10 protein-coding genes and 1 pseudogene are annotated in these 13158 nt (G+C 49.7%); 1 reads left to right on the top strand and 10 read right to left on the bottom strand.

The window, feature by feature from the left end:
* Positions 1-12 precede the first annotated feature (12 nt).
* From AWQ22_RS15325 to AWQ22_RS15290, 9 genes and pseudogenes are all read right to left on the bottom strand, one after another.
* Entirely contained in the window at positions 13-744 is a 732-nt protein-coding gene (locus AWQ22_RS15325; protein WP_065711869.1) for a DUF4386 domain-containing protein, read from the bottom strand.
* Between the two features lie 191 nt (positions 745-935).
* Positions 936-1085, bottom strand: a pseudogene (locus tag AWQ22_RS17455) (GFA family protein); the annotation flags it as partial.
* 175 nt (positions 1086-1260) lie between these two features.
* The gene (locus tag AWQ22_RS15320; protein ID WP_065711868.1) at positions 1261-2049 is read right to left on the bottom strand and encodes a zinc ribbon domain-containing protein; all 789 of its coding nucleotides are present in this window, start codon (positions 2047-2049) and stop codon (positions 1261-1263) included.
* The gene (locus AWQ22_RS15315) at positions 2043-4400 is read right to left on the bottom strand and encodes a hypothetical protein (protein WP_065711867.1); all 2358 of its coding nucleotides are present in this window, start codon (positions 4398-4400) and stop codon (positions 2043-2045) included. The genes AWQ22_RS15320 and AWQ22_RS15315 overlap by 7 nt, the downstream gene beginning before the upstream one ends.
* Positions 4401-4402: 2 nt before the next feature.
* Positions 4403-5455, bottom strand: a complete 1053-nt coding sequence (locus AWQ22_RS15310) for a two-component regulator propeller domain-containing protein (protein ID WP_065711866.1) — start codon at positions 5453-5455, stop codon at positions 4403-4405.
* The gene (locus AWQ22_RS15305; protein ID WP_065711865.1) at positions 5442-6098 is read right to left on the bottom strand and encodes an ABC transporter ATP-binding protein; all 657 of its coding nucleotides are present in this window, start codon (positions 6096-6098) and stop codon (positions 5442-5444) included. Before AWQ22_RS15305 ends, AWQ22_RS15310 begins: the two co-directional genes overlap by 14 nt.
* Positions 6095-7687 carry an iron ABC transporter permease gene (locus tag AWQ22_RS15300; RefSeq protein WP_065711864.1) on the bottom strand — a complete coding sequence of 531 codons (1593 nt, stop codon included), beginning with the start codon at positions 7685-7687 and terminating at the stop codon, positions 6095-6097. The genes AWQ22_RS15305 and AWQ22_RS15300 overlap by 4 nt, the downstream gene beginning before the upstream one ends.
* On the bottom strand, positions 7687-8691 hold the full coding sequence (locus tag AWQ22_RS15295) for an extracellular solute-binding protein (protein ID WP_232321580.1): 1005 nt from the start codon (positions 8689-8691) through the stop codon (positions 7687-7689). Before AWQ22_RS15295 ends, AWQ22_RS15300 begins: the two co-directional genes overlap by 1 nt.
* Positions 8692-8928: 237 nt before the next feature.
* Positions 8929-10755, bottom strand: coding sequence for a hypothetical protein (locus AWQ22_RS15290; protein WP_065711862.1), 1827 nt, complete (start codon positions 10753-10755; stop codon positions 8929-8931).
* Positions 10756-11301: 546 nt separating this feature from the next.
* Here AWQ22_RS15290 and AWQ22_RS15285 point away from each other — a divergent pair.
* Entirely contained in the window at positions 11302-12210 is a 909-nt protein-coding gene (locus AWQ22_RS15285; protein WP_065711861.1) for a zinc ribbon domain-containing protein, read from the top strand.
* Between the two features lie 3 nt (positions 12211-12213).
* Here AWQ22_RS15285 and AWQ22_RS15280 read toward each other — a convergent pair whose 3' ends face one another.
* Positions 12214-12975 carry a hypothetical protein gene (locus AWQ22_RS15280; protein ID WP_065711860.1) on the bottom strand — a complete coding sequence of 254 codons (762 nt, stop codon included), beginning with the start codon at positions 12973-12975 and terminating at the stop codon, positions 12214-12216.
* Positions 12976-13158 lie beyond the last annotated feature (183 nt).

Genomic DNA, 13158 nt, shown 5'->3' with positions numbered 1-13158 from the left:
AAATATATTTTTTTATAGCAAACCAACACTTTCTGCCTTTTCTTGCCACTGTTCTGGATTCACTCCCTTAATCAGCAACCATAGACATAGGGAGAGTTCTGAAATAATCGTCACCAGATAAATTGGCGCGATAGCTTCGACGAAGTCCGGAAACAAAAACCGTGTATAACTCCCGATCAAATAAGTAACACCCGCAGCCATGACTAAGTATCCAAGCACCCTGGGCATATATAGCGACTTGGCAATTAAGTAACCGAGGACGAGACAATGAACCCCAAACAAAATCAGGCCGAGATCATACCCATAGCTATGAAGATCAAGAAATAGTGATGAAAGTGAATTGAGTTGAGCGATATCGAATGCCGCAGTATAATTTGAACCTTTCAAAAGAAGTATGGCTGCGTAATAGTTGAGGAGACTAAGGGCAATTACTGCTGTCTGGGTCACGCGGAAACATAGGGCAATCAGAGCAATTATTTTATTAACTGGCTGCAGAAGTACGAACAGTAATACAGCCACGGCCACATCACTCAGGCACATGATTGAGTCGGCTAGAAATCCAACCCGGAAAAGCGGCTCTGCTGCCATAATGTTGCTGGTAGTCGTCGCTGCATCTCCTGGAGCAATAAGTGGCGATCGCACGAATATTTCGCTAAAAAGTCCGAGGACGATAATGATCAGATACAACACTCCCACTGCCCGCGCGTAGATTTGTGGCGACGTCTTAAATGTTTGGTCTGCCATGACATATTTCCTCTCCGTGGGCTTTACTTTTTGGTTTTTATGGTTGAACTAGGGGGTATGCCGCACCTGCCACACAACAAACCAGGCTTATCAGGATATTACCGCAGACTTTCGTGATGCAACATGGCGATCGCCTCATCGGTAAATCATTGTCTTGCTATGCTTTTCAGAGATTTTTGTGTCTAAAGTAAAAAAGTAGCGTTTGGAAATAATGCACTTGCAGTTATTTTCTGACACCCCACACAATGACAAGCCATTGTAATCAATGGTTCTGACGTGACCTCAAATTTCACCTGTCCACAACGGCATTGACCTTTCACCTTACGAACTGCGGTATCCACAATAATTTTTCTCCAGATTTTCTTTACTTAAGAGTCGTCTAAAAAAATAGAGACTCCATCTTTAACAATACGACAGTACTTAAGAAGTAATAATGAATTGTAATGAATGATAGATGAGAGGATTTTCACCCTCTATCGTTGGGAGATGAGTCCCAGGGATAGGCAGAGACAAGAGTTAGTTTAAATTCAGACCGCAATGACTACAGAATTTTGCACCAGGGCGGGCTAGATGGCCACATTTCGGACAAGCTGCAGAATGCTCAATAGGTGCAGCAGCCACCGCAACAACGGCACCACAATGGGGACAAAAATGACTGTTTTGGGATAAAGGATGATGACATTGGTCACAGCGTCGATTTACGCTCGTCGGGGGAATGGGATGGTTAGGGGCGATCGCCGCTGGAACTTTTTGATCAATAGATTGAGTTCGCGCCATTGTCGCCAATTCCTCCAAGGGTAAGGGGCCATCCTCAACGGTGACATGACGACGCACAAGGCCACAGCTTGGGCATCGGGGCAGATCTTCAAACCAGCGGCTACGGCATTGGGGACATTGGGGCAGTTGTTCTGTGAGCGGGGGAAAGATCAAATCCCTTGAACCATCGGTATTTGTACGCCAATAACCCAGGTGAAGAAAATAATTTAACAAAGCTTTCCCTTGGTCGGGCCGCAGACTGAGTTCTACAGCGATCAAAAAAGCACCAATGGCCTGAAACTGATAATCCCGAATTAAAGTTGCAACACTATAGCCGCCTGGTAAAGGCTTAAATAAGATGGCGGGTTGTTGCTGGGAAAAATCTGGAGGCGGTGAACCTGCTTTTACATAGGCCAAGAGATCCTGGGCTAAACCCGGTACCTGGGCCATGCGTTGGGTTGCATTCCAGAGTAACGACGTTGGTTGATAGCCTAAATTGGCGATCGCCGTTGCTAAGGGTAATAACGGATGTTCTTGTGGCGTTACCATACCTCTCGCCCCCAATCATCTTTAACTTTTAAAGCACCGGATTTAACAAGGTTATAGATTTGCTGCCGTTGCTGGGGATTTGCCTTACTGACAAAATCCATGAGCGTTTTCTCCCGTACCCAGGATTTTGGTGGTTGATTTTTTGGTGCCTGTTCTGCGCCTCCCTTCAGTTGATCCCAGACATCTTTAATGCTGGCTAACTCTTTCTTGTAGGCTTCTTTACTCAGGGCATTGCCCAAACGGTTACCAAAGGATTCAGCATCATTTTCGTTATATTGACCCGCATAAATCACTGGATCGGTGTCTGAGCCTGTATATTTTTGGGCATTCGTCGTCGCGGCGTGGCGGGCCGTGGGGTTTTCCATGGGGTTATTCGGATCCCATTGTTGAGCGTGCTTCACCTCATGGCCAATGGTGGCGATCGCCTGTTGAGGATTTTTATACATGTATGAGTCAGTGTTAAACACAACTCGCCCTGTATTTGGATCGAAGTGGGCATGAACCATATTGCCATTAGCATCCTTTAGGCCAGAACCGAAATCGACCTGTACCGGCCCTACTCCCAATTTATGGCCACATAAATTCGCAATGTATTGTAGGGTTTGCTGTTTGTCCGCATCAGAAAGCTGGTTCCAGCCCGATCTTGTCAATGGGCGGATCTCAGAATCACCCGTTAACGCCTCAAGACTATCAATGATCAAAGCCGTATCAACAATACCTTCAACATATTGATCATGATCTGCGCTTGGAACTGGGGTACTAAAAATCGTCGCCCAATCATCCCCAGAATCTCCCGTAATTTGAGAAATCGGAATGACAAATAGCGGATTATCTTTAAGGGTGACAAATTTTCCATCGGGCGTTACTTCCCAATCATTGGAATATACTTCCCGCGACCCAATCCATTGATTTACCCGTGGGTCAAAAGGTGCATCCGGATTTACAGGAACCCAACTATTAGGATTATAAAAAGGTGCATTTGGCATCCCAGGTTGCTTCGGTACGCCTGGCCCTTGGCCCGGTGAAGCTGGAAAATTCTGTCCAGGTGGGATGTTCACATTGCGAACGGGATCATTTCTCGTACCGCTTCCAGTAATGTTTTGTTGCCATGGTGGATTCTTCGCGTCGGGATAATCGCGGAAAGGATCTTCTTTTGTACCAGTGCCGTAGATACCCTTTTGCCACGGTGGATTATTGGCATCAGGATAATCACGATAGGGATCATCGGGTGTGCCACTGCCGTAGATACCTGGGGTTTGCGGTGGATTATTCACATCAGGATAATCGCGGAAAGGATCTTCTTTTGTCCCCGTACCGTAGATGCCTTGTTTCCAGGGGGGATTATTGGCATCAGGGTAATCGCAAAAAGGATCATCCGGCGTGCCAGTGCCATAGATAACTGTGGGAATTGAAGGCAAATTCCCTAAAATCCAGCCTGTCCAGAAACCGCCCGCAGCAGGAAAACCAAGGGTCGCTGTTGTGATAACGCAGGGGCCACTAGCTAACCAGCGATCTAGGCTACCACCTGCTTCTTGCCAACCACAGTCATCGGCGAGGACAGGAATGCCATGGGCGACGTAAAACCCTACCAAACTGAGCGATAGCAGTATTAAAGTCTGGGTCGATGGCGGTTGATTGTTTCTAAAAATGAGAACAAGAGCAATGGCGATCGCCCCGAGAAAAAGTAATTGGGGAATGCCGCCAAAAAACCAGAAGCAAATGGCCGCAATGAGATAGCCCACCATGAGGCCAGCTAGGAGGGTTTGTAACGTGACCTGGGATAAAGCTGGGGGAGATTGATGGCGAAATAGACGATGGGCATCTTGCCAGCCCAACTGGGCCGCAAGGCGCAGGAGATGTTGGGGTTCACAAACGGCGGCCAGGGCAAATAGAGCGATTTGGATGCTCACCAGCAGATTCCCTAAAAAGGTACTAAAGGCGATCGCCACCGCCAGACCCACCCAGGGGAAAGGACTTTGAAATTGACTCGCTTGTTGGCCAACATCCACGCAGATTTGCGGCAGTTGACCGATCCCCTGGAGATAGTTACCCAGGGTGCCTCGAAATAGGTGACCCACCAAAATGCCACTAAATAGCCAAAATAATGTGCCGGGTACAAGCTGATCCGAGATCACCAAGACGGAACCGAGCCAAGGATTTGTGGTCGGATTAAACCCTTCGTTCACACCAACCAATAGGAAAGTATGCACCAGCCACATCACACCACCGACGATAACCCCAACCACGATTTGGCGGGGTAATGCTTGCAGAAAAGCCTTTAAAAGCCAGCCCAGTAATTGCACCAGAGTTTTCGGTGCCTGTTGGCTTTGCCCATTAGAAGAAGCCGCCATGGTTATTGCTCCTCTAAATTGCGTAAATATTGGGCATCGAGTCGCGTAATGCCGTTACGGGTACCGAGCCAGAGATTACCAAATCGATCCTGTACCATTGCCTTTACCTCCTGATCCGCCAGACCATCGGCTTCCGTGAGAATGAGCCATCGTCCCTGGGAATCTAAGCGAGCTAAACCGTCATATTCAGAGCCAAACCACAGCACCCCGGTTTGATCTTGGTAGATGGAGCGGACTTTTTCTCCAGCAAGGCCATCTGCTTTGGTGAAAATTTGGGCGATCGCCCAGCCAGTCGTGCGTCGTTCCAGGCGAGCGAGGCCACCACGATCAAAAAGGCCCATGCCTACCCAGAGATGCCCTGTATCATCGCTAAATAGGCTTGTAATGTTATTATGGGCCAGCCCATTGGCCGTCGAAAAAAGTTGGCAGGATTTCTTAATACAGTGGCTTAACCCGCCTTTAGGAGCCACCGCCGAGCCAAACCACATTCCCCCCTCGGCATCTTGATGGATGACATTTACCATCCGATCCGGTAGTCCATCCGCCGGGGTTAAAAAGCGCCAATCATTATTTTCCTTGACGGCTGCTCCCTCCCAGGTGCCGACCCAAAGCTGACCCGCCCGATCCACATAGAGGGCATTAATTTGACCCTGAAAAAACGGCTCATCGGATTGATAGGGGTGGCATCCTTGGGCATCGACATAATTTAAACCGTTGCCATGGCCAATCCAGAGCACACCGTCGGGATCGATGGCTAGGGCACGGACGAATTGCAACGGGCGATCGCATTGGAGGGGTTCAACGGTATGGGGAGGTTGTAAAGCAGTTTGAAAGACCCCTGCCTGACCCCCGGCCCAGAGATGATCACCTTGAATAACAAGCGCAGAAACTTCCTGGGGAGGACGAATAATTTCCCAGCCTGGTTGTTTGGGTTGTCCCTGCCAGCTTTGAAAGAGAGACAAAAGCTCCCAGATAAATAGGCCCAAGGTGCTGACAATTGCGCCAAAAAGCAGGTATTTCCAGAGTTTTAAGCTGTATGGTTCAGGGGATTTCATCGGATTGCAGCTTTCCTTCCTTTAGCCAGAAAATTTTCTCGCTGAGATATTGGGCTTCGGTCGGGTTATGGGTGACATAAAGGGCACAGGCAGCAGTTAGCTCAAGATATTCGCGGATGTAATAGAGCAGAGTCTGTTTAAGGGCAATATCCAAGTTCGTCAGGGGTTCATCGAAAAGGACATAGGGGGGATGGGGTGCTAAAACCCTGGCCAAGGAAGCCCGTTTCGCCTCCCCCCCGGAAAGTTGGTAGGGATAACGGTGGGCCAAGGGGGCGATCGCCAACCGTTCGAGGAGTTGTTGAATGCGTTGTTTTTTCACCGGGGCTGTGAGGTGGCCCAGACCAAAGGCAATATTTTGGGAGATGGTCATGTGGGGCCAGAGAATCGGCGTTTGAAAGACAAACCCAATGTGCCGTTGGTGGGGAGCGAGGATTTGCGTTGGAGAACTGACCAACTGACCGGCGAGGGAAATGGTACCGCCATCGGGTTGTTCAAGGCCAGCAATTAGGCGTAACAGGGTGGTTTTGCCGCTCCCGGATGGCCCTAAAATCGCCACAGTTTGCCCTGGTTCCACTGTCAGAGCTAAATTATCCAGAATTTTAGTTGTTTGATAGGTTTTACTAAGATTTTCGACTTGGATCATGGTCTATCTCCCCCTCGGTAAATGGTGCCCCAACCCTGCAATCCCCAAGCCATCAGCCCACCAACCCCAAAGGCGATCGCCACCAACACCAGACATAACACCGCCACCGATGCCGCCGCTCCGTAATGCAAGTAGTTATAAATCCGGAGGGTGAGGGTGGAATATCCAGGGGGAATCACGATCAAAGTCGCGCCCAATTCACCGACACTGAGGGCAAAGACCAGGCCCGCCGCCGCCAACAACCCCGGTAGGAGCAGTGGTAAACGCAACCAGAGCCAAATCCGCCACCGGGGGCCAACTTCCAAGCGGGTCGCCTCCCAGAGGGGTTGGTTCAATTGCTGTAATTGCGCTAGGAGCACCAAACTGGCGAAGGGGGTAAAGCGAGCGAGGTGGGCTAAAAATGGCATCAATGGTGTGCCGTAAATTTCCAGGGGAAGCGGGCGATTCCACAGATCAATCAGGCCAATCCCCACTAGGGGGGCGGGTAAAGCCAAGGCCCAAATGACTAGCCCCCAAGTCACTCTCCCCCAACGGTCATCACGGTTGAGAAGCTGGGCGATCGCCAAGGCTAGGGGTAAAGCGGCGATCGCCACCGTCAAACCCAGGCCAACGGTAAAAGTTATTTCCCCGGCAGCAGCTTGGATCGGGGGAAACCACTGGGATTCCTGGGCCGCTACGACCAGCAAATTAACGAGGGGCACCAAAATTTGCAAGGTAAAAAGACCAAGGGCCAGGTACTGGAGCCAGACGAACCACCAAGGCCAACGGGGGGGAATTTCCCAGAGATTTTCCTGGGGTGAAAGTTGCATCATTTGCTGGAGGGGCAGTTGCAAGATCAAAATCACCCCCCAGGCGATCGCCAAGAGGGGTACTGCTAAAAGAAACGCCCGGGCTGGTTCATTGCTGGTGCTGTATTCCGCGAAAATTTCTAGGGCATAGGTGCCAATGCCAAACAGGGAAGGGAGGCTATAGTCCATTAAGCTCAACAGAAAAATCAAGCCAAAACTGGCCACAAAACTCGGTAACGCCAGGGACAAAATAATTTGTCCCAACACCTGTAGATCCGGCACCAGGAGCCGCGCCGCCTCAATTGCTTCTCGACCCACCGCCGCCAAACCCAACCAGCTCAAACCCACCGCCAAGGGTAAAAACGCCATCACTTCCACCCAACCGCAACTCCACCATCCCTGGAGGGGGATTGTCCCAAAACCAAGGCTGCGTAAACCCCCATTCAACCCCAGACCCAACGCTGACCAACCGAAGGAATGGATATAGCTCGGCACAAATAGGAGCGGCAACAACCCCCACCGCCAGCGCCAAGCCCAGGCCGTCTGCCACAGGTAACAGGCAATCAGACCCCCCAATACCGTGCTCACTGTCCCTACGGCGATCGCCAATTGCAGACTATTTCCTAACAGTTGCCAGCGTCGCCCCGTCGGCACCAGTAGAGATAACCAAGCGCCATTCCCTTGGCCCAGTTCAACGATCACGCTGGCCATCAAGCTCAACAGCGGCCCAAAGACCATCATCAGAAACCCCCCCAACCCCAGGGTTGTCCATGGATTTAATCTGTGGCGATCGCCTTTCATTAGCGAATAAAAATTTCACTCAGGTCTTGCTTTGACGGTTCTAACTGCCCATAAATGGCATCTAAACCCACCGTCATTCCTTGGATACTTTGTCCTGTCAGACAACCGGACACCGCCACTCCAGGATATAAAGGCAATTGGCTACCCCCCACGGCCATCAACCGTTGTTCCGTTTCTGGACTGACGAGAAAATCCACCAGTGCTTGCCCCTGGTCAGGATTCGGCCCATCCGCAATTACGGCCACTGTTCCCGTCAAGACAAACGTCCCCATCTCCCCAGGCCCCTGATCCGGAAATACCAGGGCCACCGGTGCCCCCTTTGCCACGGCGCTACAGGCATCATCGGTATCCGTCAGGCCAATGCTCACCTGACCATCGACCACCAGATCCCGCACCACCGAATTTCCATCGACGACCTGGACATTTTTGCGTTGGAGATCAGTAAAAAACGCCCGGGCTGGCTCTGGCCCCCAAACTGCATAGAGGGCGGCTGCATGGGTCGCTGTGGTGCCGAAAAAAGGATAGGCGATCGCCATTTCTGACCCAGGCCATTGATCGCTGGTGAGATCGGTTAAAGACTGGGGCGCTTCATCAATTGCTAAACGATCCGTATTAATCAGCAATACCCTTGCCCGTCCGCCCATTCCCGTCCAATAACCTTCGGGATCTCGGTACTGGGGTGGTAGCGCCGCAGCGACTAGCGATTCATAGGGTGCTAAAACTCCCTCTTCTTGCAACAGTAAGGTTTGGGCGAATTCTCCACTCCAAAACACATCCGCCTGGGGTCGTTCCTTTTCCCGCAAGAGACGCTGGGCTAAACCCGTGGTTTTTGTTGCTTCCACGTCATAGACGGGCAACACATCAATGCCCGTTGCCGCTGTAAATTCCGTCAAAATTGGTTCTGCATAGGTGCGATCAACAGAGATATAAACGACAACTTTTTGCTGCTGATTTTCGGGTTGACAAGCAATAATTGCTCCAGCAAAAAATGTAGAAAAAACCAATATTTTGCAATACTTTTTAATGGATATCAACACTGTATTAACACCACCAAAAATGAAAGTCTTTTAATATTTTTAGGCTAGCACCATGTCCAATTTGACAAATTAATTTGGCAACAAATCTCAACCCCAATCCTTAGAAATACTCAATGCCTTTAAAGCAGAGGTAATCTGTCCAGGTACAACTGCTTTACAACCAACAGAGAATCCTGGACAGAAATTATTTTTAATTTTTTGAAACTAGAAGGCAGTGATGTTTAAATTATCGTGATCCACTTGAATGTCATAGCCTGTTGTTGTGCCCGCATGGGACGTAAAAGTAAAATTGGGAGATTCGATACTGAGATCTTCAAACCACCAAGTCCGGTCTGTTTTTGCTCCTAAATAGGCCACGCCAATATCTACCCCTAACCAGGCTTTGACCTTCATGCCGGGGATGATATTCCAATTGGCTTGGTAGGTCGGCTCATAAATTCTGAAAAAGGAATTGTTGTTAAAAACGAGGGGTTGATAGGTTGCCGGAAATTGTTCAACGGTGTGGGTGCCATTGTTGGGGCCAACCACGGGGGGAAACTGGGCCAACATCTCCAGATCTTGACCGACCATATTCAGCTGAGAACCAAGGTGGAAAGTCGCGCCGACGATGCCGTAGTTTAAAGTTCCTCCAGTTACATCAGGGGACCACACTTCGCCGATGGAGAAACTTTGTCCTGGGGCAGGGGGTGTCATGTTGCCACCGGAACTCAGATAGTCCGTTAGGTCTACTCCAATACCTAGCTTTCTATTGTTGCCACAGCTCCACACTTCTAGGTCACACCTAACGCCGACGGTACCTTGAACTTCTGCAACGATTTCCTGTCCGCCAAAGATCTGATCACTGGGGATACCCGCTGCTTGGTAGGTGTTGGCATTGCCATCGATGGGCGTGAGATCAACGGTGGGGGAAAAAGCCGTTAGTTGATTATTCGCCACCTGAATTGTCCGGTCAACGGTGAGGTCTAGCTGGAGGGGAATCCTTAAACCCAAGCCATAACCAAGGCTGGCATAGGGTTCTGCATAGACACAAACATCACCAAAGAATAAATCGATGCAGTCGCCAATGCGGTGTCGCCATTCCCGCCCACTGCCCCAAGTAAAACCATTCACTAGGTAATGGGTTTCTGTGTGGCGATCGCCACGGGCCAGTTGCGATAAATCCAGTTGGGGGCGGACGAGGGAAAAATTCGGCCGTTGATTATTGTCACGAATTTCAAGGGGCAAATTCCGGTTTAAGGTGATTGACCTTCGGGGAATGGGTTGATAGAGATTGCTGGTTTCCAGGAAGCTAAAGTTAGGTTTTGTGAAGTCGGTATTCGCTTGAACAAAAGGCACATCCAGTAAGGTTTTGTATTGAACCTTGGGCACCATGAGATAGGTTTCCTCGGTAATCCGACCATTGTTGAGGGCCACCTGGAGCAGTTCGTCGTCTGGGAGAGCCCGCAGTTGGCTGAGGGTGTAGCCGTTAATGGGGCTAGTGTTCAGTTGATTGAGCTTGCCTCGAATTTCTGTAATTTTGCTGCTGATGTTGTTCTGGGTTGGTGCAGGCTGCTGTAGGGTTCTGGGTTTGGTTTGGCGATTGAAACAAAGAATGCCGAGGTCGGTTAATGCTTCGCCCCGTTGGTCACAGGCAAGGGCACTACCTTGATATTCCAGCCGCTGCAAAATGATCAGCCGATCTGCAAAATCGTAGGCGGCGACGGTGAGCTGGGGATTGGGGTCAATGCCTTGGGTTCTGATGATGTTGGCCAATTGGGGCAGGGCACCGGGGGATTGAAGATAAGGTAAAAAATCAAGGGTCACCCCATCACTGGCCTGGAACTGTAATTCGTGGCGGCGGGCCTGGATATCCTGGAGATTTTGAAACTGGATAGTTCTTAAGGGGGGACGTTCCAGCAGATAGTTATTGAGGACATCCTGGGGGGATTCGCTCAAGCTTTGGGCGATCGCCAAATTATTGATAAACAGTACTGGGCAGGTAACGGCTAATAACTGCACGCAAATACCTGCCGCTCGATGTTGCTTTTTCATGGAGCCGACCTCCGTCGCGAGAAAGTTCCCCTGCGGGTGAGGGAAACAGCTAAGTCCAGTAGCGCAGGCCTGAAGTTATCGTCGAGAAAACCAGCAAACCAAATTTGAGTCAGTATCTAAGCAATTGATAACGCTTAAAATTTTTTCTGGCTCCACATCAATTATAGGTATTAATAATTGCTAAATGAATTAAATATTGAATCCTCTTCACATTATTTTGCGATTCAATCCTTTGTTGAGAACTATTAAATAAAGTTGAATTTTATATTGCCTAAAGAATGAGTTTGTTAAATAAAAAAAATCAATGCTTAATCATGTCTCTTAAAGCCTTTTGATACAATATAAATAAAGGGGATTTCCTGAAGAAAAGAAACTATTTTGTTGTTAAAAGCAAGGCTAGATCGGTTAGCCATCAAAAAACTAAAATCTTTCTAAAGAAACTCTTTTTCCTCAGCTCCAGGCTATTTATCTGAATATCATCCCTTACAGGAATTTTGATCAATTAAGGTTAGTTGTGCTTTTTTTGCTGCGTTTGGTCTAACTGCCATGACTACTCCCCATTTTTGTATGCAATGTGGTGCTGCCCTCAACCCAGGCGATCGCTTTTGTGAGGTGTGTGGCAGTGCAACAACGCCAGCTTATCCAGCGGCCCCTCCCCCAAGACCCCAGGCACCCCCACCCAATCGGTCAAACGGGAACTGGATTTTGGGTTTAGGAATTGTCGTGCTCACTGGGCTAGGCATCTTCTTCCTGAAGGATCCGGCTCAGTTACTGAAATTTTTAGGACAACCCGAAGCCAGTACACCCCAAACCCAACCCGTTGGGGAAAATCCACCGCCATCACCCACAACCCAAGCGGCCGTGACCCTCGATGATTTTGTGGGGGCTTGGATTCCGGCAGAAGGCAATCCGGGGGAAGAGACAGATACCCTCGTGCTCTACCGAGAAGGTGACAAAATTGTGGCGGACATTGAAGGCGATCGCCTCGAACTTTCTAATCTCACCAGTCGGACATTATCGGGTTATGTGTGGAGTGTCTATGAAGACGTGCCGACGCCCGTGGATGCCGAACTCAACGAAGATAAACAGCGCATTACTTTCACGGTCAGTCCCCCCAATAGCGAGCCAATAGTGGCCGTTGCCCAACGAGTACAACCTGGCTCCAGGAACTCTACCACAGCACCAATCACCACACCTTCTACCCCAGAAATCACCGAGGCGATCGCCATTGAACAGGTGGCGAATTTAGCGGCTGTCAGCGAATGGCAAGCACTGGTGCGTACCGTTGCCCCCCAAAATAGCACCTACATCGAAGTCGTCGAACAAACGCCCACCAATTATTTGATACACGTTTACGAAACCGTTAATAATCCTGGTGAACCCAGCCACACTGCGACCTACGGCTGGTACGAAGTGGATCGTCAAACAGGGATGGTCTTCGAGATGTTGCCTTAAAGCTTACCCTGGGGGAGAGTCCTGAATTGTAGTTTGGCTGAAATGCTCAAATAAATCGTAGGCGGCGGCCCGATAACGCCGAGGAATGGGAATGCGTAGGTTGTAATACTGCATCCCCGCCTGGGAAGGATAGCTCAGTTCAAAACACAGACAAGGGGCCTGGTTTTCGCTCGCCGGACGGAGGCTCACCTGTTCCAATTGCAAGCCCAACTCTCCCCAATGGACAAAGTTACCGCGAAAATAAATGGCACTACTGGCGATCCACACCTCACCCAGGCGATGGCGATCGCGTTTAAACCGCAACCAAGGCAAACCATAGGCCAGCAAACTCACCAAGATAATCAGCCCCACCATGACGAGAAACACAATAAAACCTGCCTCCGGATCAAACAGCCAAAAGCCGCCGCCGATGAGCAATGCCCAACACGCGACGATGAAGACTAAGGGCAATTTTTCGTCAATTTGTTCTTGACGTTCCCTGTCGAGGTACTGGGCCCATTCTTGCGGTTCGTAGGTCCAGTGGGCCAGGAGATTTGTCCCGGCAATTACCCGATCCAGAAGCACCGCATTGCGCCAAAATATCAAGAGCGTGACCAAAGCAGAGATGGCGAGAAACAGAGCGCCGAAAGTAATGGCAAAGCCCCCATCCATCCCATCAAGCTGAATCAGGGCGGGCAAAAACATTAAGGCGATCGCCCCAGCCAAAACAACACCAGCGCTGACCACCACGGGATAGAGGGGATTGGGAATCGGTTGTGATTTCATTAGGCCGCCTATCAACCCAAAGAAGTTTTGTATTTTTGTAGACCAAAAGTTTTTTTGAATAGAGTATTTTGGCCTGTAACTTAACCCCTGATGCTAATCCTATTCTACTGAAATCTACAGAATGTAGATAAGCTCAAGGGTTGAAGGGATCCAATCGTTGGATGGAGCAACGATGTTATCTAC

This window comes from Picosynechococcus sp. PCC 7117 (genome assembly GCF_001693275.1).
Classification (GTDB): Bacteria; Cyanobacteriota; Cyanobacteriia; order Cyanobacteriales; family MRBY01; genus MRBY01.
Note: the sequence above shows the minus strand (reverse complement) of the source record. Positions and strands in the feature narration are given on the sequence as shown.